At 39.3% G+C, this 22,698-nt stretch carries 22 protein-coding genes; 9 read left to right on the top strand and 13 right to left on the bottom strand.

Annotated elements, in window-relative coordinates:
• Window positions 1-279: 279 nt before the first annotated feature.
• The gene (locus tag I6F44_RS16035) at window positions 280-936 is read left to right on the top strand and encodes a Crp/Fnr family transcriptional regulator (RefSeq protein ID WP_002962665.1); all 657 of its coding nucleotides are present in this window, start codon (window positions 280-282) and stop codon (window positions 934-936) included.
• Between the two features lie 221 nt (window positions 937-1,157).
• Here I6F44_RS16035 and I6F44_RS16030 read toward each other — a convergent pair whose 3' ends face one another.
• Both I6F44_RS16030 and pepB read right to left on the bottom strand, forming a co-directional pair.
• The gene (locus I6F44_RS16030) at window positions 1,158-1,724 is read right to left on the bottom strand and encodes a phosphoribosyltransferase (RefSeq protein ID WP_007377478.1); all 567 of its coding nucleotides are present in this window, start codon (window positions 1,722-1,724) and stop codon (window positions 1,158-1,160) included.
• A gap of 183 nt (window positions 1,725-1,907) precedes the next feature.
• Window positions 1,908-3,203 carry an aminopeptidase PepB gene (pepB, locus tag I6F44_RS16025; protein WP_024589754.1) on the bottom strand — a complete coding sequence of 432 codons (1,296 nt, stop codon included), beginning with the start codon at window positions 3,201-3,203 and terminating at the stop codon, window positions 1,908-1,910.
• Window positions 3,204-3,326: 123 nt separating this feature from the next.
• On the opposite strand from pepB, the gene sfsA reads away from it, so the two are divergent.
• The 8 genes from sfsA to I6F44_RS15985 all read left to right on the top strand — a co-directional run bounded on the left by sfsA (window position 3,327) and on the right by I6F44_RS15985 (window position 9,764).
• Entirely contained in the window at window positions 3,327-4,046 is a 720-nt protein-coding gene (gene sfsA / locus I6F44_RS16020) for a DNA/RNA nuclease SfsA (RefSeq protein ID WP_007587160.1), read from the top strand.
• Window positions 4,047-4,362: 316 nt separating this feature from the next.
• Entirely contained in the window at window positions 4,363-4,806 is a 444-nt protein-coding gene (gene dksA / locus I6F44_RS16015) for an RNA polymerase-binding protein DksA (RefSeq protein ID WP_002962671.1), read from the top strand.
• Between the two features lie 20 nt (window positions 4,807-4,826).
• Complete coding sequence (gene gluQRS, locus I6F44_RS16010; RefSeq protein ID WP_197174167.1) at window positions 4,827-5,771, top strand: tRNA glutamyl-Q(34) synthetase GluQRS; 945 nt, start codon at window positions 4,827-4,829, stop codon at window positions 5,769-5,771.
• A 78-nt stretch (window positions 5,772-5,849) separates the two neighbouring features.
• Window positions 5,850-7,331, top strand: coding sequence for a polynucleotide adenylyltransferase PcnB (gene pcnB, locus I6F44_RS16005; protein ID WP_007587164.1), 1,482 nt, complete (start codon window positions 5,850-5,852; stop codon window positions 7,329-7,331).
• A 4-nt stretch (window positions 7,332-7,335) separates the two neighbouring features.
• A complete protein-coding gene (gene folK, locus I6F44_RS16000; protein WP_007587165.1) occupies window positions 7,336-7,821 on the top strand; it encodes a 2-amino-4-hydroxy-6-hydroxymethyldihydropteridine diphosphokinase in 486 nt (161 codons plus the stop codon).
• A 30-nt stretch (window positions 7,822-7,851) separates the two neighbouring features.
• Entirely contained in the window at window positions 7,852-8,646 is a 795-nt protein-coding gene (panB, locus tag I6F44_RS15995; protein WP_007587166.1) for a 3-methyl-2-oxobutanoate hydroxymethyltransferase, read from the top strand.
• Window positions 8,646-9,494: a pantoate--beta-alanine ligase gene (gene panC, locus I6F44_RS15990; protein WP_007587167.1), complete on the top strand. Its 849-nt coding sequence runs from the start codon at window positions 8,646-8,648 to the stop codon at window positions 9,492-9,494. The genes panB and panC overlap by 1 nt, the downstream gene beginning before the upstream one ends.
• A 33-nt stretch (window positions 9,495-9,527) precedes the next feature.
• A complete protein-coding gene (locus I6F44_RS15985; protein ID WP_169045067.1) occupies window positions 9,528-9,764 on the top strand; it encodes a hypothetical protein in 237 nt (78 codons plus the stop codon).
• Between the two features lie 233 nt (window positions 9,765-9,997).
• Here I6F44_RS15985 and I6F44_RS15980 read toward each other — a convergent pair whose 3' ends face one another.
• From I6F44_RS15980 to I6F44_RS15930, 11 genes are all read right to left on the bottom strand, one after another.
• Window positions 9,998-10,966, bottom strand: coding sequence for a PstS family phosphate ABC transporter substrate-binding protein (locus I6F44_RS15980; protein ID WP_007587169.1), 969 nt, complete (start codon window positions 10,964-10,966; stop codon window positions 9,998-10,000).
• A 115-nt stretch (window positions 10,967-11,081) separates the two neighbouring features.
• Window positions 11,082-12,389, bottom strand: coding sequence for a phosphate regulon sensor histidine kinase PhoR (phoR, locus tag I6F44_RS15975; protein ID WP_007587170.1), 1,308 nt, complete (start codon window positions 12,387-12,389; stop codon window positions 11,082-11,084).
• Window positions 12,390-12,454: 65 nt separating this feature from the next.
• Complete coding sequence (phoB, locus tag I6F44_RS15970; RefSeq protein ID WP_006791869.1) at window positions 12,455-13,144, bottom strand: phosphate regulon transcriptional regulator PhoB; 690 nt, start codon at window positions 13,142-13,144, stop codon at window positions 12,455-12,457.
• A 992-nt stretch (window positions 13,145-14,136) separates the two neighbouring features.
• A complete protein-coding gene (fba, locus tag I6F44_RS15965) occupies window positions 14,137-15,201 on the bottom strand; it encodes a class II fructose-bisphosphate aldolase (RefSeq protein ID WP_197174166.1) in 1,065 nt (354 codons plus the stop codon).
• Window positions 15,202-15,402: 201 nt separating this feature from the next.
• Window positions 15,403-16,578, bottom strand: coding sequence for a phosphoglycerate kinase (locus I6F44_RS15960; RefSeq protein ID WP_007587175.1), 1,176 nt, complete (start codon window positions 16,576-16,578; stop codon window positions 15,403-15,405).
• Window positions 16,579-16,642: 64 nt separating this feature from the next.
• On the bottom strand, window positions 16,643-17,659 hold the full coding sequence (epd, locus tag I6F44_RS15955) for an erythrose-4-phosphate dehydrogenase (RefSeq protein WP_002961528.1): 1,017 nt from the start codon (window positions 17,657-17,659) through the stop codon (window positions 16,643-16,645).
• A gap of 178 nt (window positions 17,660-17,837) precedes the next feature.
• Window positions 17,838-18,500 carry a peroxiredoxin-like family protein gene (locus tag I6F44_RS15950; protein ID WP_024589750.1) on the bottom strand — a complete coding sequence of 221 codons (663 nt, stop codon included), beginning with the start codon at window positions 18,498-18,500 and terminating at the stop codon, window positions 17,838-17,840.
• A gap of 79 nt (window positions 18,501-18,579) precedes the next feature.
• Window positions 18,580-19,308: an SIMPL domain-containing protein gene (locus tag I6F44_RS15945; RefSeq protein ID WP_197174165.1), complete on the bottom strand. Its 729-nt coding sequence runs from the start codon at window positions 19,306-19,308 to the stop codon at window positions 18,580-18,582.
• A 225-nt stretch (window positions 19,309-19,533) separates the two neighbouring features.
• Window positions 19,534-20,037 carry a hypothetical protein gene (locus tag I6F44_RS15940; RefSeq protein WP_197174164.1) on the bottom strand — a complete coding sequence of 168 codons (504 nt, stop codon included), beginning with the start codon at window positions 20,035-20,037 and terminating at the stop codon, window positions 19,534-19,536.
• 134 nt (window positions 20,038-20,171) lie between these two features.
• Window positions 20,172-20,795 carry a 3'-5' exonuclease gene (locus I6F44_RS15935; RefSeq protein WP_024593701.1) on the bottom strand — a complete coding sequence of 208 codons (624 nt, stop codon included), beginning with the start codon at window positions 20,793-20,795 and terminating at the stop codon, window positions 20,172-20,174.
• 15 nt (window positions 20,796-20,810) lie between these two features.
• Window positions 20,811-22,649 (bottom strand): DUF294 nucleotidyltransferase-like domain-containing protein, encoded by a 1,839-nt coding sequence (locus tag I6F44_RS15930; protein ID WP_165736253.1) that lies wholly within the window; start codon window positions 22,647-22,649, stop codon window positions 20,811-20,813.
• Between the last annotated feature and the right edge of the window lie 49 nt (window positions 22,650-22,698).

The raw sequence follows: 22,698 nt of genomic DNA, 5'->3' as shown, positions 1-22,698 counted from the left end.
CCTAGCCTTTAGGTTAGCATTACATGTACTGCTATCTTATGGCACTTGTAAGTATTGCAAAGTTACAACAAAATAAAAAAGCTAACCTGCTTAAAAAACCTGAAAAAGTTTGCCGGAAAATACCAGCAAATTCTTAAATCATTACACGGGAAATGAAGGTAAAATAATACTCTTAGCAAAGCTAATAATATTAGTAGCAAGTTAGCGTAAATTCTTAGTGTCTTAATGCTATCGTCATTAAGATGTAATAAATAGGACAAATGTCCGAAGAGCACATTGATGTTTCAATACCATTTTTCTAGTTACCTTGTTGATCAGCTTTTAACCTTTGCCGGTAGCAGCTATCAACAATCAAAAAAAGAAGTTCTGATCCATCAAGATCAGCCTTTAAGCAAGCTTGTGCTTGTACGCAGTGGCACTGTGTCGTTTAGTTACGACGTAGGTAATGGACGACGCCTGCTGTTAGGACAATTGGATTGTAACAACACCCTTATTGGTGAAATAGAAGCGCTAAATAATAATCCATGTATTTATACGGTAACGTGCTTTAGCGATGTCACTTATAACCTTATTGAATTAAGGCATTGGCGTGCTCTACTGCTTGAGAAACCAGAACTAAGCTTATACACCGCACAAACTATTGCGGCTAAGTTTCAGGAAAACCAAAAAATCAATTTAGATAAGTTATTACTACCACTTAGCTATAACATAGCTAAAGATTGCTTACTAAGGGCCGAGAACAACAACCCTACGCTACTTAGAGCCTACCCAACTGTAAATGCTGAAGCCGAACGCTTTGCTACCACTGAGCGAGCTTACAGACGTGTTGTTACAGAACTTGTAGAAAAAGGCTTGGTACTTAGAAGTAACGATGGCTTACAAGCAGTCGATATACCAAAACTAAGTGAGTACGTAGATAGCTTTGCTCAGCTTTAATACCAATCTGCTTATATATGGGTCTATTTAACGTCAAGAAAATTACGCTAGAATTAGGCGAAATTTTTGTATCTAGTTGTTCTAAATATAAAATTTTTAACGACGTTATAGTGCAATTTAATTCGTTAAATTGGTCAAAGATTTATGCAGGTTGGTATAAACTAAATTTCACTCATAAAAAAAGGCCTTAACGGCCTTTTTTTATTTATGCAAATTACTAATTACTTCTCTAGCAAAATGTCATGAATTTTCGCAAGATCAGATTTACCAGCAATAATTTCATCCGGTGTTAAACCCGATAATTCATGCGGGAACACTAACCACTCTTCAGATTCATGAATATAATAATCTGGAACAGTGTCTACTTTTGAGTTTTTTGGCTTGTAGTACGGGCATGCAATACGAATATCACGTGGCAAGTTTAAGCGCATAAGCTCTGAAAGCTTTTCTTTTAATGCAACAATACTACGACCTGAGTCAAATACATCATCAACAATTAATAATGAATCACCTGCATTTGCGTTCTCTACAATGTAATGTAAGCCGTGTACTTTAATTTCTTTCGACTGTTTACCAATACCGTAATAAGACGATGTACGTACTGCAATGTGGTCAGTCTCAATGCCTTTGTAATCGTAATATTCTTGAACAGCAATACCGATCGGTGCACCACCTCGCCAAATACCAATAATAAAATCAGGACGAAAGCCATCTTGGTATACTTGTGCCGCTACGCGGAACGAATCTTCAAGCAGCTGTTGAGCTGTGATGTAGCACTTATCTGACATAATTAGAAACCCCAGTGGTGGATATAAGATTTGAGCGCAGCTTAGAGTTAAGCAAAAATTAAACTCAAACAGGTATTGGCGACTGATTTTACCGTAAATGAAATAAAATTGCTTGCCTGTAAATTAAAAAATAGGCACCCAAGGGTGCCTATTTTTAGCGTAAAAAGCGTAATTTAGTAAATATTATGCTTTTTCTTGTAAAGTACGAGCAACTGTACGCATACCTTGAGTTGTTGCACCCGCTGCCCATTGACTTGTACTGCCCATGTTAAATGCAGCCGCTAAATCGATGTGTACCCAGCCTTTGCCATCGTTTGGCACAAAGCGCGATAAAAAGCCTGCAGCATTCGATGCACCGCCATAACCGCCACCTTTTTGCGCACGGCTATTTGCCGTATCAGCATAAGGAGATGGGCAGTTTTGTTGATGCCATTTTTCAAGAGGAAGTGGCCAAGCAGCTTCCATTTCTTGAGATGCAAAACTCTCAACTTCACGTACAAGTTCTTTATCAAGTGCAAATAATGCATTGTACTCTTGACCAACAGCAACAAGCGCTGCGCCAGTTAGTGTTGCTGCATCAATAATAAGTGGAGCGCCAGTCTCACCTGCGGCCATTAGGCCATCTGCAAGTACTAAGCGACCTTCAGCATCGGTGTTTACAATTTCAACTGTCGTGCCATTTTTATAAGTAAGAATATCACCTAATTTGTATGCATGACCCGAAATTAAGTTCTCAGCACAACATAAAAACAGTTTAATACGTTTTTCAATACCACGGTTAATAGCCAATGCTAAACCTGCAGTTACTGTTGCAGCGCCGCCCATGTCGCACTTCATACCAAGCATACCTTCGCTTGATTTAATTGAGTAACCACCTGAGTCAAACGTAATACCTTTACCTACAAGCGCTGCACTTACTGGTGCATTTTCGTCGCCTGTTGGGTTGTAATCAAGCTCAAGCAATACTGGCGGGCGAACACTACCGCGACCAACAGCATGAATACCAATCCACTGTTGTTCTAGTAACGCATCACCTTTAATAATTTGGTAACTTACATGCTCAGGCGCTAATGATTGAATAAACTCAGCCGCTTTTTCAGCAAGGCTTTCTGGGTAAATGTCATCGGCAGTCCCGTTAACCATTTCACGTGCCCAAATTGCTGACGTTTTTAAATGAGCAAGTTCTTTAATATCTGATTGTGCGTTATCAACAAACTCAACACCGTTTAACGATTTTGGTGTTACAAAGCCTTGATAAAAAGCCCATTGGCTTTCTGTACACCAAGCATCGCCTGCTAATTCAACGTTTTTAATACCTTGGATTGCAATAGTACGACCAGCTTTTTGAACATTTTTCAATGTTTCTTGCTCAGACAAATGAACAGTTGCACCGCGCTCATTAAAAGACAATGACGCATTATCGCCCCAATGACTCGCTGCTGCTTGTTCGCTTAGTTGAACAACAAATTTTTCACTCATGTTAGAATACCCTTGCACTTAAATGTGCCACCGAGTTTACTATAGAGCGCTTAAGTTCCCAACAGCTTGAGATAAATAACATAAACCACACTGCTGTGCAGTATTTACGCTTTGGAAGTTATCATGAAGTACACGCCAACTCTGCAACCTGCCACCTTATTAAAACGCTACAAACGCTTTTTAGCTGATTTACAATTAAGTGATGGCAGTGAATTTACCGCCCACTGTGCTAATACGGGTAAAATGACGGGATGCGCAGAGCCGGGTTTTGCTGCTTTTTATTCAACAAGCGATAACGCAAAACGAAAATACCCGCATTCATTAGAGCTTACGCAAAATAACTTATCGCAGCTTATTTGTGTAAATACAGCAGTGGCTAATAAAGTAGTAGAAGAAGCAATAAACAATAATGTAATAAGCGAGCTACTCGACTACAGTCAATTGCAAAGCGAAGTAAAGTACGGCAGCGAAAACAGCAGAATCGACTTTTTACTCACAGACGAAAATAAGCCTGATTGCTACGTAGAAGTTAAATCAGTCACATTATTAAGCGAGGATGCACCACAAAGCGGGCAAGGCTACTTTCCTGATGCGCAAACACTGCGCGGACAAAAACATATTCGCGAACTAATAGAAATGATCGAACAAGGCCACCGAGCAGTATTACTGTTCGCTGTTTTGCATGAAGGAATAAATACAGTAAGTGCAGCTGCGCATATTGATAAAAAATACGCCACGCTATTAAGCCAAGCAATAATAGCCGGCGTTGAAGTATTAGCATACAAGGCCACAATTTCTGCTAATGAAGTTTTACTTCATAAAAAAATAGTATTTGCACAATAGTGTATTAAACCAACGGATTGAACTAAGCGTAATTTGCAAAATAAGCAAAGTACTCAAATTAAAAAAAGTTATACAAAGTGAATTATAAAAATTAACTTGTTTTTAAAGCTTTTGCCCACATAACAAGGCAAGTTTTAGAAAGCGAATATGTGAATTAATTAAAAGTGTAAATAGACTATTAATACACTTTTTACTCAGTAAGCATGGTTGAAGCTAATTCGATTAATTAAAAATAAATTTGCCTAGGATATAAGATTCTGTTATTTATACCGCCGGCTAATGCTGAGGCATTAAATTAAGGATTTAGGAGAGAGTTATGCCAGACCAAAAGAAACATGGTTTATTGGCTCAAGCCGGTTTAGAACCATACCAAGAAAAACCAGGCGAAGAGTACATGAATGATGCACAACGTGCTCATTTTAGAGCGATTTTAGAAACTTGGCGTAATGATTTACGTAACGAAGTTGATCGTACTAAATCACACATGCAAGACGAAGCTGCTAACTTTCCTGACCCAGTTGACCGCGCTGCACAAGAAGAAGAGTTCTCTTTAGAACTTCGTACTCGTGACCGCGAACGTAAATTAATCAAAAAAATTGAAAAAACAATTAATTTGATTAAAGAAGATGATTTTGGCTTTTGTGAGTCTTGTGGCATCGAAATTGGCATACGTCGCTTAGAAGCACGTCCTACTGCCGATTTATGCGTAGACTGCAAAACACTTGCAGAAATCAAAGAAAAGCAATCTGGACGCGGCTAATTAATACTTATTAATTAGTTATGTCTCCTACAGCCGTTACTGCGCCTATGCGTAAATATCGCGGTCGTTTTGCACCGTCTCCTTCTGGGCCATTACATTTTGGCTCACTTGTAGCGGCTGTGGGTAGTTATCTAGATGCAAAAGCTAACCAAGGAGATTGGTTAGTTCGTATAGAAGACATTGACACTACGCGCGTGGTTAAAAACGCCGACTCCGATATTCTTAATACCTTACATGCCTACGCCCTTCACTGGGACGAACCTGTTGTATATCAAACGCAGCGTCTGCCTTTATACCAAGATATTACCCACTCACTTTTAAAACAAAACCTTGTTTATGGTTGCACCTGTACTCGCAAACAAATAAAAGCCATTGGCGGTATTTATCAGGGGCATTGCCAAGCACTTAATCATAATACTCAATGCGGTGCGCTTCGCTTAGTTCAGCAACATCCAACGACTCAATTTAATGATTTAATTCAAGGTGATATAACGGTAAATAGCGCCCTTACCCATGAAGATTACTTAATTAAACGCAGCGATGACTTATTTGCATATCAACTTGTTGTGGTCGTCGATGATATTGCTCAAGGGATTAATCGAATTGTAAGAGGTGCTGATTTAATTGAGCCAACCGCACGGCAAATTAGTTTGTTTAAACAACTCAATAGCCCTGTACCTGAATTTGCTCATTTACCTTTAGCGGTTGCCAAGCCTGGTTTCAAATTGTCTAAACAAAATTATGCTCCTGCCATTAGCAAACAAAATCCAAAGCCTGCTTTAATTAGTGCATTTGAATTTTTAGGGTTGCCTGTTATAGCTGATTTAATCGATTTAAATATTGAACAATTAATCGCTTGGGGAATTAAAAACTTTAGCTTAAAACAGGTACCACAAGTATCCGAAATACAAATTTCTCAGCATCCACGTAGTCAGAAAGTCCAATTTACACATTTAAGTAAATAAAATAGCTAAAAACGGCTTAATTTCAACACATCAACTTAATTTTTAAACCCTGCTGGTATATGATAGCCGCCTAAATATATGCTAATTACGTCAAACAGCTTGTACTGGGCTATAACCGCCCCATTTGCTGTAACTTTTGATTGCGATGCAGAGTCAATCACACCTTCTAGGAGACAGACTATTATTTCCAAGCTTTTTCAATTTTGCCGACAAATAATCGGCCCGAATACCAGTGCCGAAAGCGCTTCTGTAAGCAGTGAACCTATTGTTGTCACTCGTGGTGAGCATGGTATTTCTCGCAAACAATTTAGCCCAAATGCAATCAAAGTATTATACCGCTTAAAAGACGGTGGCTACGATGCCTACCTTGTTGGTGGTTGTATTCGCGATATATTGTTAGGCCAACAGCCAAAAGATTTTGACGTAGTTACTAATGCCACGCCAGATCAAGTAAAAAAACTATTTAGAAACTGTCGCCTTATTGGTCGTCGCTTTCGTTTAGCACATATTGTATTTGGCCGTGAAATTATTGAAGTGGCGACTATGCGTGGCCACCACGAAGCGCAAGAAGACAAAAATCAAATAAGCCAATCAAGCGATGAAGGCCAATTACTACGTGACAACGTATTTGGCAGTATTGAAGAAGATGCAGAACGCCGCGACTTTTCAATCAATGCACTTTATTACTCAATCAAAGATTTTAGTATTCACGATTACGCCAACGGCTTAGCGGCAATTAAAGCTAAACAAATTGAGCTAATCGGCGACCCTGAAACGCGTTACCGCGAAGACCCTGTTCGTATGTTACGTGCAGTTCGCTTTGCTACTAAACTTGATATGAGCATTGCGCCTAAAAGTGAAAAGCCAATTAGTGAGCTTGCAAGTTTGCTTGATAACATTCCGCCAGCACGTTTATTTGAAGAAATTCTTAAGCTGTTTTTAAATGGCAAGGCCGAAGCCAACTTTTTAATGCTGCGTAAATACGGCTTATTCCGCTCACTGTTTCCTGAGCTTGATAAAATCTTAGATAAAAACCCAAGTGGCTTAGAACACACGCTTATTCAGCAAATGTTTCAAAATACCGACAAACGTATTAATGCCGATAAAAAAGTAACACCAGCGTTTATTTTTGCCGCACTACTTTGGTTCCCGCTGCTTGAACGTACTAAAAAGATTCAAAGCCAAGAGCAACTTGCAGAATACGATGCTTTCGCACAAGCAATGAATAAAGTACTAAGCGATAACTCACAACACATTGCGGTTCCTAAACGCTTTACTTTAGGTGCTCGCGATATTTGGCATATTCAGCACCGTTTGGATAAACGCGCAGGCCAACGTGCTTACAGACTAACGCAGCAACCTCGCTTTAAAGCCGCCTACGACTTTTTACTCTTACGCGTAGATGCAGGCGAAACACAGCATACTGAGCTTGCCCAGTGGTGGACACAATACTTAAGCCAAGATATAAACGGCCAAAAAGAGATGGTTAAAAACTTAGGCCATCAAGGTGGTCCTAAGCCGCGAAAGCGCCGTCGACCTACTAAAAAGCCAGCTGAGTAATAACATGCACTGTGTTTATTTGGGTTTAGGTGCCAACCTAAACTCACCAAAAGAGCAGCTTGATAACGCGGTAATCGCGCTTAAAAAGCTGCCTAATTGTGAATTTATAAACGTATCGCATTACTATGCAAGTAAGCCTATGGGCCCACAAGATCAACCAGACTATATCAATGCAGTAGCGTGCATTAAAACGACCCTTGAGCCAGAGCAATTACTTGATTTAACGCAACGTATTGAACTTGAGCATGGTCGAGTAAGAAAGGCTGAACGTTGGGGTCCGCGCACTCTTGATATAGATACTCTATTATTTGATGATCAAATTATAAATACGGTGCGCTTAACTGTGCCTCATTATGGTTTGAATAATCGCGAGTTTGTGGTTTATCCACTATTAGAGCTTGCACCTGAACTTATTTTACCTAGCGGCATTGCATTAAAAACCATTGCAAATAATTTACCGCTCAACGACTTACAACAATTACCTCTGTAATTAACCTAGGCTTTTGCCTGCGAGGATATTATGTCTAAAATAACCGTTTCTACTTTAAATAAAATGAAAGCAGAAAATAACAAAATTACTGCATTAACAGCCTACGACGCTAGTTTTGCAAAGTTATTTCATGATAACGGCGTTGAAGTTATTTTAGTGGGCGACTCTTTGGGCATGGTACTACAAGGCGGCGATGACACCCTTGGCGTAACCAATCAAGATATTGCATATCATACCCGCTGTGTACGCGCTGGTAGCCGCGAATTATTTGTAATTGCTGACTTACCTTTTATGACCTACTCAAGCGTAAGTGATACTTGTAAAAATGCAGCTGAGCTTATGCGCGCTGGCGCAAACATGATTAAGCTTGAAGGCGGAGAATGGCTTTACGAGAGCATTAAAACGCTTACTCAACAAGGTATTCCAGTTTGCGGGCATTTAGGCCTTACACCACAGTCAGTACATGTATTTGGTGGCTTTAAAATACAAGGTCGCGAAGAAGACAAAGCACAAAAAATGATTGATGACGCAAAAGCACTAGAAGCTGCTGGCGCACAATTATTAGTACTTGAATGTATTCCAAGTGCACTGGCAAAACGCATTACAGACGCCCTAAGCATCCCAACAATTGGTATTGGTGCGGGCAGTTTAACAGACGGCCAAATACTGGTAATGCATGACCTTGTTGGTATTTCAGCAGGTTACATTCCTAAATTTTCTAAAAACTTTTTGCTCGAAACAGGCAATATGCCTGCAGCCGTTCAAAAGTATTGTACAGACGTTAAAAATGGCGCGTTTCCAAGCGCTGAACACGAGTTTAAATAATGCAGTCAATTACTGAAATCAGATCGTTACGTAGTCAAATTAAAGCATGGCGCCAAGCGGGTCTTAGCGTGGCACTTGTGCCAACGATGGGCAACTTGCACCGTGGGCATTTTTCGCTAGTAGAAAAAGCAAAAAACTTAGCCGATAAAGTCGTTGTGAGTATTTTTGTTAACCCAATGCAATTTGGTGCTAACGAAGATTTAGATAACTATCCTCGTACACTAAACGAAGATAAACAAGGCCTTGCAGAACTAGGCACTGATATTGTATTTACCCCAAGTGTAGAGACAATTTATCCAAATGGACTTGGCGCACAGAGCTTTGTAGATGTGCCTGATATTTCATTAGGTTACTGTGGTGGCTCACGCCCTGGTCACTTTAGAGGTGTTGCCACTGTAGTTACAAAATTATTTAACCTTGTACAACCCGATTACGCCTGCTTTGGTGAAAAAGATTTTCAGCAACTGCAAGTAATTAAAACCATGGCGCGCGACCTATCAATTCCGGTCGAAGTTATTGGTGTACCTACAATGCGAGAAGTTTCTGGCCTTGCTATGAGCTCACGTAATGGTTACTTATCTGATGAGCAAAAAGCGACTGCAACCGTATTATTTAAAGCACTTAATACATGCGCTGAGCAACTTAAAAGCGGCGAAAAAGACTTCGTAAAACTTGAAAGCTTAGCTAAACAGAGCTTAGAGCAAGCTGGCCTAAAACCAGACTATTTTGAGATTGCTCAACGAGATACATTAAAAACTGCTACAATCGAAGATACTCAATTTGTTATTTTAGCCGCAGCCTATTTTGGTGGTGTTAGATTGATCGACAATATTCAAGTCGAAATTTAATATTATTGCGACTCCATTTTAAGGATAAGAAGCATGCACACTTTAATAAAAACAAGCGTAGTCGCCCTTACTTTTGCACTATTAGTAGGTTGCCAAAACCAAGTTGAAAACCCTGAAATGAATCAGTGTGCTCAACAAAATTACCAATGCGAAAGTACATGTGAACAGCAAACAACTGCTGAGGGCTTAAAGCAACAAGTATGCTCTGCAAAGTGTGTTGAGAGCTATAACCAATGTAAAGCACAAGCCGAAAAATTAGGTAATATTTAATTCCTTAAAGTTTTTAGTTTTAGGCACAAAAAAACCGCTCAATGAGCGGTTTTTTATTGCCTATGGTTTATCATACCAATTTTATTAAAAACATGACCATTCTAGCGTATTAAATAACTCACTAACTACGTTAAAAATTATTTATATAGAACAACTATGTATCATAATTTTAGCCTTGTTATTGCGCTATTTTCTTATCGCTATAATAACTCACTAATTTAATGCAATTGGTATTAGTTCAAACCAAGCTTTTTAAGTTCTGTTTTTACTAGCTTTGCAGAAAGTGGTACATAACCATCTTTTTCTACAATTTGCTGACCATCTTTTGAAAGTACCATTTTTAAGAATTGCGCTTCCATTGGAGACAACGGCTTGTTTGGGTGCTTATTCACATAAAGGTATAAAAAGCGAGATAATGGATATTTACCTTGCGCAACGTTATCAAGTGTTGCATCAACAAAGTTATCGCCTTTTTTAGCTAGCGGTACTGTACGTACGCCTGATGTTTTATAACCAATACCTGAGTAACCAATTGCATTTAATGAAGATGAAATTGACTGTACTACTGATGCAGAACCCGGTTGCTCATTTACGTTATTACGGAAATCACCTTTACAAAGTGCTTTCTTTTTAAAGTAACCATACGTACCTGATACTGAGTTGCGTCCGTAGAGTTGCACATCTTTAGCTGCCCAATCACCTGTTAGACCAACATCGCTCCAACGGTTAACTTGCTCTGGTGCGCCACATTTACGAGTAGATGAAAAGATAGCATCTACTTGGTCAATACGAAGACCTTCAATTGGGTTATCTTTATGTACAAATACAGCAAGTGCATCAATAGCTACACGAACTTCTGTTGGCTTATAACCGTAACGTTTTTCGAACGCTTCGATTTCTTTAGATTTCATTTTACGGCTCATTGGACCTAGGTTAGCTGTACCTTCGGTAAGTGCCGGTGGCGCAGTAGAAGAACCTGCCGCTTGAATTTGAATATTTACATTTGGATAAATACGTTTGTACTCTTCAGCCCAGAACGTCATCATGTTGGCTAAAGTGTCAGAACCTACTGATGAGAAGTTACCTGAAACACCACTAATTTTTTGATACTCAGGAATATCTTGATCTAAAGCAACTGCTTGTGCAGATACGAAAGTTGTAACAGCCACACCCATTGCGGCAACTAAGTTTTTAAATTTCATGTAGGGTTCTCCGGTTTGTTCGTCCCATTTTCTAACTGCTGCCCACTCTAAAGTGAGTACATGACAGTTACATTACTCTTAAATGACACTTTTATGACTTTGCTTTTCAGCCTAATTACTTAGCTAGCGAAACTATCTTATCTATTGAAAATTCGAAAGAAAAACACGAACCTTTGTTAACTTCGCTGCTAATATTTAATTTACTATCGTGGCGCGTTAGTACATGTTTTGTAATCGCAAGCCCTAAACCTGAGCCACCTGTTGTTCTGCTGCGGGCTTTATCAACACGATAAAAACGCTCAGTTAAACGGTTAATATGTTCTGGCGCAATACCATCACCATTATCGGTAACACTAAAACACGCTTTATTGTTTTTGCGCTGCCAACACACTTCCACTTTGCCACCGGGTTTAGTGTAATGAATGGCGTTAAATACTAAATTAGAAAACGCACTACGCAGTTCATCCTCAGAGCCTTTAATATCAAGGGTTTTATCAATATTAAAAATAAGCTCATGGCCTTTGTCTTGATTAATTGAGTTTGCCTCAGTGTGAATATAACCAAGTAATTGCGGTACGTTTATGGCTTTATCGTTATCTTGGCGACGAGCACCTTCAATACGCGAAAGCGATAATAATTGGCTGACTAAGCTATCCATACGCTTGCATTGTTCAAGCATAGTATTTTGCGCTTTGTTCCACATTGCTGGAGGCGGCATCATGTCACCATCCATCATCTCAAGATACCCAGTAACCACTGTAAGCGGTGTACGTAGTTCATGCGATACATTGGCTACAAAGTCTTTACGCATCTGTTCTAGCTGTTTTAAGCGCGTTACATCACGCACAACAACCATAAGTTGCGTGCTTGCATAAGGCATAACCCTAAACTCTAGTACTTGCTCAATGCTATGACCGTTATCCAGCTCAAGCGCGTCATCAAATTCGCCTTTGTGCATGTATTTAGCAAATTTAGGTTCGCGAATTAAATTATCAAGACGCTGACCATGATCGGTTGGCCACTGCAAACCGAGCACTTTAAGCGCTAGTTGATTACACCACACAATACTTAAATCATTTTGCAGTACCACTACCGCATCAGGTACTGCTTCAGCTCCATCGCGAAAGCGACGAATTAAATCAGCAAGCTCATTACGTTTTTTACGATTACGGTGCTGTAGATGATAAATACCTTCAAACACTTGCTCCCATGCACCCTCGCCCTCAGGTGGATTAAAGCTACGTTGATTAAGTAGCCAATCGCTCAAACGATAAAGTTGATGGTAGTGCCAAATAAGGAGGGAAAAAGATCCTAAAAATAAAAGCAAAAATGGCGCGCCAACCAGCACACCAATTAATAGTAAGGGTAAAAAATAGATAAACAGGCGCTTTACTAACGCCTGCTTATTAACAACTCGATACATACACTCACTTTACCTTAGAGTAGTAATACATGCGTATTTCATACATTAGCTAAGCTTTAAGCTGATCACAGCTTACTTGAAAAACGATATCCAGCACCACGTACAGTTTGCACCAAACGGTCATGTCCAAGTGGGCCAATTGCTTTACGCAGACGACGAATGTGCACATCAACCGTGCGATCTTCTACGTAAACATTAGTTCCCCATACATGATCAAGCAGTTGTTCACGGCTATAAACACGCTCTGGGTGAGTCATAAAAAAGTGCAGTAATCTAAATTCGGTTGGCCCCATATCAAGCTCGTTACCTTCTGAGGTAACACGATGCGAAATAGGGTCTAAACGCAGGCCATGTACTTCAATAGCTTCTTCTAATGAGGTTGGCGATACACGGCGAATAACCGCTTTAATACGCGCCATAAGCTCTTTAGGAGAAAACGGCTTAGTTACGTAATCGTCAGCACCTACTTCAAGACCGCGTACTTTGTCTTCTTCTTCGCCACGGGCTGTAAGCATAATAATTGGGATTTGGCGGGTGTGTTCGTTTTGCTTAAACTTTTTAGCAATTTGAATACCGCTTCCACCTGGTAACATCCAATCAAGTAAAACCATATCTGGGTAAGGTTCAACCATAGCTGCAATAGCAGAGTCGTAATCTTCTGCTTCAATTGCTTGAAATCCATTTTGCTCTAAAACAAAAACCAACATCTCCCTAATAGGAGCTTCGTCATCTACGACTAGTACTTTACGTGACATTCCAATTTATCTCTTACGCTATCGAATTAGTTTTCATTATTATGACTAAGTATGACATTTTTATGAAAGTGTAACGTGTAAATTAAAATGGTGGTAAAAAAAACACAAATTAGTGACAAAAAACCTCATTAACGTCATATTTTTAAAACCTTTTTAATATTTAACGTAATAATAAGAGATTTACGATAAATTTATAAAATAGCTAATTTTTGAAATTATCTGCTTTTTGTCGCTAGTTAAATCATTAAATAATACAAAATTAGCTGGGATCATTGTTTTACTAACCAAGACATTTTTACAGATCGATCGTTTAAAAGTAGCTTTAAAGCTATTTTAAAATTAACAAACCCGCCTGTGTAACAATCAATACGTTTAAAAATAGATCTAAATTTTACTAAGCCCAAAATAAAGGATCAGATTTTTACCAAGCCGATCCACTCTCAGATCAGAGTTGTACCCAGTCAAAGCCATAAGTTGTTGATTGTTTATACAAATAAATAACGATCAAATTATCTCAGAGCCTAAAATAGCGAAAAAGTGTATTTGGCTTAGTAAAGTAATGATCCGAAAAGGCTATGTTAGTAAATGCGTGATCCCAAAGTACGGCGTTGATAGTACAGCGATCTGATCAATAGAAGCCGTAACCTGCAATATAAAAAGGGCTGACATTAAAAAAGCCAGCAACAAAGTTACTGGCTTAGGGCCTGTTGACCTTTCAGGATTAAAATTTGTTCAATCTAGGGGCGATTTAATCGCGGCGTGAGGTTTGTAACCTAGCGGGCTAAGTAAAAACCGAGCAACAAAGAGTAAATTGCCCCTAGGCAGAACCCTTCGGGCAGCGCATGTTTGGCATTTATTCCACGTTATCGCCTATTTATGGGGAATAACCACACTGCATAGGCTCTGCCTTGCCTAAATACCAAACATACTGCTGCAAATTTAACCTCGAAAGATAAACAGGCCCTAATAATGATCAATTATAAATTGATCTATTATCTAATTTTAGGGTCTAGTTCGCCGCTTAAGTATTTAAGGTGCATTTCATCAAGTGAAATTGGCTTAATTTTACTAGCCTGACCAGAAGTACCAAACGAGTTATAGCGCGCAACACAAATCTCTGTCATTGCTTTTGTAGCTTCAGCTAGGTATTTACGTGGATCAAAGTTAGATGGGTTAAGCGCCATATGACGGCGAATTGCACCGGTAGATGCCAAACGTAAATCGGTATCAATATTTACCTTACGAACACCAAATTTAATGCCTTCAACAATCTGTTCAACTGGCACACCATAAGTTTCTGGAATTTCGCCACCATACTGATTAATAACTTCTAACCATTCTTGAGGAACTGAAGATGAACCATGCATCACTAAATGCGTGTTAGGAATACGTGCATGAATAGCTTTAATGCGGTCAATCGCTAAAATGTCATCTGTTGGTGGGCGAGTAAATTTATAAGCTCCGTGCGAAGTACCACAGGCAATTGCAAGTGCATCAACATGTGTTTTATTTACAAAGTCAGCCGCTTCTTCAGGGTCTGTTAGCATTTGCTCAGTGGTTAGTAACCCTTCTGCGCCAACACCATCTTCTTCGCCAGCTTCACCTGTTTCAAGTGAACCAAGTACACCTAGCTCGCCTTCAACCGATACGCCACAAGCATGCGCCATAGCAACAGTTTCGCGCGTTACTTCTACATTGTATTCGTAGCTTGAAGGAGTTTTGCCGTCGCTCATTAACGAGCCATCCATCATTACTGATGAAAAACCAAGCTGAATTGAACGCTGACATACACCTGGCGATGTGCCGTGATCTTGGTGCATAACAACGGGGATATGTGGCCATTCTTCAACGGCTGCTAAAATCATATGACGAATAAATGGAGCACCAGCATAAGCACGTGCGCCAGCTGATCCCTGAACGATTACTGGGCTGTTTGTTTTGTCAGCCGCTTCCATTATTGCGCGCATTTGCTCTTGATTGTTAACGTTAAAAGCAGGTACGCCGTAACCATGCTCTGCTGCATGATCTAAAAGTTGTCGCATACTGATTAAAGCCATTGGGTATTCTCCAATTTATCGACAGTAGTTCCCTACCATCTAGTTTGAACGGATGTGTTAGTTTGGCGTTATAACAACGCCACGAAAAACCACTGCTTTGCAGTAATATTCCGTCTAAATTAACTATTAAATTAGGGTGAGAGGTATTTAATAATTAATTGTCGGTGAGGGCTATTACCCCCTCACCTTACGCTACTAAAATTACTTAGCGCGCGACTCTAGCATTTCAACTGCTGGAAGTTTTTTGCCTTCTAAAAACTCTAAGAACGCACCACCACCAGTAGAAATATAAGAAACTTTATCGGCAATGCCGTATTTATCAATTGCGGCTAAGGTATCACCACCACCAGCAATTGAAAACGCATTTGAGTTAGCAATTGCTTGTGCAATAGCACGTGTGCCATTACCAAATTGGTCAAACTCGAACACGCCAACAGGGCCATTCCATACAACAGTGCCCGCATTTGCAATAATTTTTGCAAGTTTGCTCGCTGTATCAGGACCAATATCAAAAATCATATCGTCGCTTGTTACTTCGCTTACATCTTTAAGCGTAGCTACAGCAGATTCAGAAAACTCATTACCAACAACTACGTCAGTCGGTACCGGAATTTCACCATTATTAGCAATCGCTGCTGCACATAAGCGGTTAGCTTCATCCATTAAATCTGGTTCGTAAAGCGATTTACCAACTGGGCTACCTGATGCAGCAATAAAGGTATTTGCAATACCGCCACCGGTAACTAATTGGTCAACAATTTTAGAAAGTGAATCTAAAACGGTTAGCTTAGTTGAAACTTTAGAACCACCAACAATCGCCACTAATGGACGAGCTGGGTTATCAAGTGCTTTGCCTAACGCTTCTAGTTCAGCTGATAACAATGGACCTGCACATGCCACATCAGCAAATAAGCCAACGCCATGCGTAGATGCTTGTGCACGGTGAGCCGTACCAAATGCATCCATTACATATACATCACACAGTGCTGCAAGTTGCTTAGATAACGCTTCGTCGTTTTTCTTCTCGCCTTTGTTAAAGCGCACATTTTCAAAAACAACAACTTCGTTATCAGCAATATCAACACCGTTTAGATAATCTTTTTCTAAACGTACAGTTTGCTCAAGGGCATCGTTTAAGTAATCAGCGACAGGTGCTAGCGAAAACGCTTCATCATATTCCCCTTCCGTAGGACGGCCAAGGTGTGACATAACCATTACTTTAGCACCCATCTCAAGCGCTAATTTAATAGTAGGTAGTGCTGCACGAATACGCGCATCTGACGTCACTTTACCTGCTTTAACTGGTACATTTAAATCTTCACGAATTAATACGCGTTTGCCGTTTAAATCTAAATCTGCCATTTTTATGACCGACATGAACATCTCCTTAGTTAACGATACTGAACCTGAAAAATACGTTTAAAATTATTATATTAATAAATTACTTATTCACTGCCATCATAGCACGCGCTGTGTCGAGCATACGATTAGCAAAACCCCATTCGTTATCACACCATACTAATAACTTTATCAGTCGTTTGTGACTAACACGTGTTTGTGTGCCATCAATAATACAAGAATGTGGGTCGTGATTAAAATCAACCGACACAAGCGGCTCTTCGGTATAACTTAAAATACCTTCTAAGCGGTCTTTTGCTTGTGCTTTAAGTGCGTTATTTACTGCGTTTAAATCTACATCGGTATTAACCGTTACACTTAAATCCATTGCCGTGACATTTATAGTCGGTACACGTACGGCGATGGCTTCAAAACGGCCTTTAAATTTAGGTAAAATACGGTCTATACCACGGGCGAGCTTTGTATCAACTGGAATAATTGATTGGCTTGCAGCGCGAGTACGGCGTAAATCATGATGATAACCATCAATCACTTGTTGATCGTTCATCGACGCATGAATCGTTGTAATAGCGCCCGACTCAATACCAAATGCATCATCTAATACTTTAATAACCGGCACAACACAGTTAGTTGTACACGAGCCGTTAGACACAATTGTGTGCTCGCTTTTAAGCTCATCGTCGTTAATGCCATACACAATCGTAGCATCAACATCGTTATCAGCCGGATGCGAAAACAACACCTTTTTAGCGCCTGCAGTAATATGTAACTGCGCATGTTCACGCGAGTGGTAAACACCTGTACATTCAAGTACAACGTCTACATCGAGCGTTTGCCAAGGTAATTCAATTGGGTTTTCTTCACAAAAAAGTGCAATGGTATCGCCTGCAACACTAATGGTGTCTTCACCAAGTTTTACAGGAAAAGAAAAACGACCGTGGGATGTGTCGTATTTTAATAAATGAGCAATAGCTTCAGGATCAGCAAGTTCGTTAATCGCAACAATTTTTATATCGTCGCTCAAACCAGACTCGTATAACGCGCGGACAATATTTCGACCAATACGACCAAAACCATTAATTGCAAGTTTGATTGCCATGAAATATAAAATCCACTCTTTTAGCGTGCAGATAAAGGCAATACGCCTTTTAGATGGCTGTATTGTAATCGACCTTGAGCATTATTATAAGAGGGTAGCATTAGAAACTTTAAATTAAGGTTAAAGAGCTTACGCATTGCAAGCTCTTCGATGGTTCTGACTTTTAAAATTAAGTTTTTTATACTAAATTTTTCAATGCGTTAATTATATCTTCTGGCTCAGAACGAGTACGATAATCAACATCAACATAACGCCAAGTCACTTTACCTTGTTTATCTAAAACAAAGGTGGCAGGGATCGGTAAAACACTACTATTGCCATTGTTAACCGACTCTAAATCTAGGCCTCGGTCTACTCGCATATGCTCTAGTAAAAATGTGGGTACTTGCCATGCTACGCCGTAGCTTGCTGCTACATCGGCATTTTGATCACTCAGCACTAAAAAATCCATTTTACTTATTTCATCATCACTAAGTGAGCCATCGGGTACTTGCGGGCTAATAGCCACCAATTGTGCGCCTAATGCGTGAATTTCAGGTAAACGTGCTTGAAGCGCTTTGAGCTGTAAATTGCAGTACGGACACCAACTTCCACGATAAAAAGTAACAACCACAGGTCCTTTAGCAAGTAACTCGGTTAACTGCACCGATTGACCATGTTGATTTGGTAACTCAAAACTTGGTGCGCTTTGGTTTAAATCAAGTGCATTAGCACCTTGCTGAAACGCTTTTGCTTGTGCAATCGTTTCATCAACACCTTTCATGAAATCAGGATTACCTTTACGCCCTGCTGCTATTTTTGCCTCAGTTTGTGCTTTTAACGTGTTATTTTCATCGCTCATTATATGGCTACCTTCAAATTAATCAAAAACTTAAAGCCAGCTTACATTATGAAAATGTATTTGAAATGAAAATTTTAACTTATTCATCTACCTCTAAATCAAATACCACGTTTATTGATGATTTAAAGCTTACCGTTTGTTGTAGATAATTTTTGCGAGCTTTAGGAAATGAATCGCTTATTGGATTTACTCTATCTATTTTTTTAACCGCTGCACCAAAACCACTGTAAACGCTTTTTTGAGTTGAGCTAATAGTGCGTACTTCACCCACTTTTGTACCAAAGGAGTTAGCAAGCATATTTGCTTTTTCTTTTGCGTTATTAAGTGCTTGTTGTGTAGCTTGTGCTTGTAACAGCTCAGCTTTTGAAGATAAAAACTCAGTATTTTGAATCGCATTTACTTTTAAATTCAATAAAAAATCACTTAAATCATTCACTCTTTCAATATTTTTTAGTGTTACTTCAAAGGTCCTTATAGCTGCGTATTCAGCGGGAGCCTGATGCCCTGTTTCAATGTAATCCATACCCGTTTTTTCAACTTTAACACTTGAGGCAACTACATCATCGGCAGTTATTTCAAATTGATTTAGCCCGTCAATTAGTAAATTAACTTTATTATCAAGATCGTTCTTAGCTGCTAAAGGTTCGTTTTTAATACTTATAATTTGAAATAGTATTTTAGCGATATCAGGATTGGCAAGCACCTCTGCAGTCCCTTGAACCGAAATTTGACGATTTGTAGCTAAGCTTGAATTAGCAAAAGTGATGAGTGGGAATAAGGTTAAGAAAATGGCAGTGATGAGTTTCATGATCGTCCTTGAAATTCTGGAAAAAGGTTAGTCATTATTTTTTATAGGAACTAAATACACAAGCTTAAAGACGCTTGCAAAATACAAGCGTCGAGAGATTGTCAATCGATTAACTTTAGTTACTCTGTTTTTTTTCTTTTTCGTTTTTCGCTCTTACCATATCAAGCGGAGTCGTTGTATCTAAAGGATTCTGTTGTGGTACTTTTTTTTCATTTGACATAAATTTTACCTTATAAAAAATAGAATTAAGCCTGAAACAATAAAAAATATTGAACCAAGCAGCTCATTAAATGCAATTTCAAGTTTTTTTACTTTTAGCTCTGCAACTTCTCTAAAACTATTATATGAAACTTGTATAGATTTAATTAGTTTTATATAGACATCTTCCATAGTGCTTTGAAAAAATAGAGCGTCCGTTTGTTTATCTAATGGCATCCTAATAGTTTCTTTAAGCCTCAATGCTTGCAAAGAGAAAACAACCGAAGATAGAAGTAAGGTGACTCCCAAAATTAGAAAGCCTATAGATAAATATTCAATAAAACTATTAGAGAAAGTAAAACTTTTAAATAATGTTGAAAACAAAATACCTAATAAAGCTACTAATATGGTGGTTACACCAATAAACTTTGTAGCCTTTTCATCTAAATTGTTTAGACGCACTTCTTCATTAGCTAGAGTTTCTTTGGAGTATTCAAAGTATTTTTCCCAATTTCCTACTTTTTCAGACAATTTATCACTCCATGGTTTTCTAATTTATACCCGATAGTTATACATGTAATAATAAAAGTAAATGCTCTATTACAAGACACCCGTGTTAACCGATAAGGCATTTTATCGTTGGGTTTCGCTGTCCTCTATCCAACCTACGTCAACTCGCCTACTTTTAGCTCTTTGCCACGGCTTATTTGATGGCACTGGGCTAGCAGTAACTCGGCGGTGGCTTGTGCATCGGTCAGTGCATGATGGCAATGATAGCTTGGTAACTCATAACGTGTGCGGCATGCATTAAGGGTTAAATCATCTTGTTTTATTTCAGTTGAATGATGGAGTAAGCGCTTTTGTTCAATATGGAGTGTGTCGATTATGAGTTTAGGACGTATGGTTATATTGGCATTTTTAAGCGCTATTTTTAAAAACCCCCAATCGAGCATGGCATTATGAAACACTAAAATACAATCACTAAAGTGGCTGCTTAGTCGCGTTAATATACTGCACAAGCTCTGTCCTTTTGTTATAGCATCGTCGCTAATCCCATGAAAAACAGGACTTTGCTCAAGGCTTTTTACGTCTTTATTTATAAGGTGCTGCGACTCGCTCATTTTTATACATTGGTTATCTATTATCACCCACGCTACCGATACAATTTCGTGCTGTTTTGCATCAAGCCCAGTGAGCTCTAAATCAATCACCAAATAACGTTGTTGTAAGGCATTTTTGCCTAGTAATTTACGGCGCTTTAAATACCGAGTGAGCAGCTTTTTTACCATGTTAGTAATCCATCATTATAAACTGCCGCGAGCAAACTTAAACGCGGCGGCTTGCTGCGCTTGTTTAACAAGGTAAAACGCTTCTTTTAGTTGATGGCGCTCTAGTGAGTTTAATTTATTAGGATTAATACAATTACTCGGTAAGCCCTCTTCGTTTATTTGTGTACTCAAGCGAAGCTGCGTTAAGAACCGCCAGCAGTCTTTTAGGTTGTATATATCTTCTTTGCTGATCAGTTTATGTTTTAGTAGTGCGTCTAATCGCTCTTGCGTGTTGGCGCACCTAATACCCGCTTTTAAAGCGTATAACCGCACTATGTCATTTATAATTACGACACCGCGTTTTTTTAAATCTATGTATTTATTATTTTGATCTGTTTTTTCGGTTTTAAATTTATTAAATAAACCAATTGGCACGCTGTTGCTGCTTATATCGGTTGCCATTGCGGCATAGAATAAGTCGTTACGCGATATACGAATTAGTTGCTCGCAAAAAGCGGTGTATAAAGCATTTGAGCCTTCAATAAATCGCAGGTCAAAAAATATTTTACAGTTAAGCATTGCATTAGGAGTAGGGCTTTTTATCCATTTAAAAAAGCGCTCGCTCCAGTCGTTTACGCTCATTCGGCACTCATCGCTGCTTGCCATAATATTACCTGGGCAACGCCTAATGCCGCACTCAACTAAATTCTCACATACAAACTCCCCCATACTTTTAAAGTAAGCGTGTTGCTCGGTGGTTAAGTCGTTAGGGAGTAACAAGCCGTTGTCTTGATCTGAATGCAGGGTTTGTTCTTCGCGTGCTTGCGAGCCAAAGCAAATAAAACTAAAGCTGGTTGGCGCTGCGCCATGCTCTTCTTGAAATAAGTGAATAAGGCGCGATGTAAGCGCATCGGTTAAACCACTGAGTAATTTACCAATTAGCGATATGTCGTCAATGTTGTACGAAAAACCACGCAAAAGTTCGGGAATTTCTTTAGCGTAGCGTTTTAAATCAGTAACAGTATGCGCTTTATATATGCGCCCAATAAGCTGTACGGGGTCGCTTTTTTGTTGGCGCAGTAAATCGGTGCTGGTTATCATCCCTATAGGGTTATGGTTTTCGTCAAGCACGGGCAAATGATGAATATTGTATTTAAGCATTAAGTGCAGCGCCGAAAACACCCGGTTATTTTCAAATATAAACTTAGGTTTGGCGGTCATAATACTGCTTACTGCGTCTTGTGGATCTACCTCGTCGGCAAGTACTCGATTACGTAAATCACGGTCGGTTACCACCCCTACTAAGTGCGCGTGCTGCGTTATCATTATTGACGACACACCATGCTCTTTCATTTTTTTAGCGCTTTGCCTAATACTTGCATCGGGCGAAAGCGTAATGGCGGTGCGGGTCATCAGCTCTGATATTTTACGTTCAGACCAACTATCGTTTTTACTTTTATAATGCGATGACAACAACCGGTTAGCATGAGCGCGTACAAAGTATTGCTCAAACGATTTATATTCTCTGCGTAAAAAATCAAAGTGCGTTTGAGAGAGCATATACACTATGCCCTCTTTTTGTACTTCCAACCTATTTTGAATTGCCTCACCGGTTAACAGCGACGGAAAACCAAAGTAGTCACCTTGCGCTAAGCGTGTAACAACATCGCCCTTACCATCAACTAGGTCATACAAACCAGAGCGAATTAAAAACAGTTTAGGGTTTTCACTTTGTAACCACTGAGTCTGGTTTTCGCGGGTGAGGTAAATAATATCAAGATGATTTACAAAATATTCGTATGCGCTGCTATCAAGCATAGTAAAAGGTGCTTGCAAACAAACGTATTGGGCTATTTCTTGTTGTTCTACACTCATTGTATTCGCTCTTTAAATGGTGATGTACCAATCTAATGTACTTATTTAT

It is taken from the genome of Pseudoalteromonas sp. NZS11_1 (genome assembly GCF_015864275.1).
Lineage (GTDB): Bacteria > Pseudomonadota > Gammaproteobacteria > Enterobacterales > Alteromonadaceae > Pseudoalteromonas > Pseudoalteromonas arctica.
This window is presented reverse-complemented; position numbering and strand designations above follow the sequence as displayed.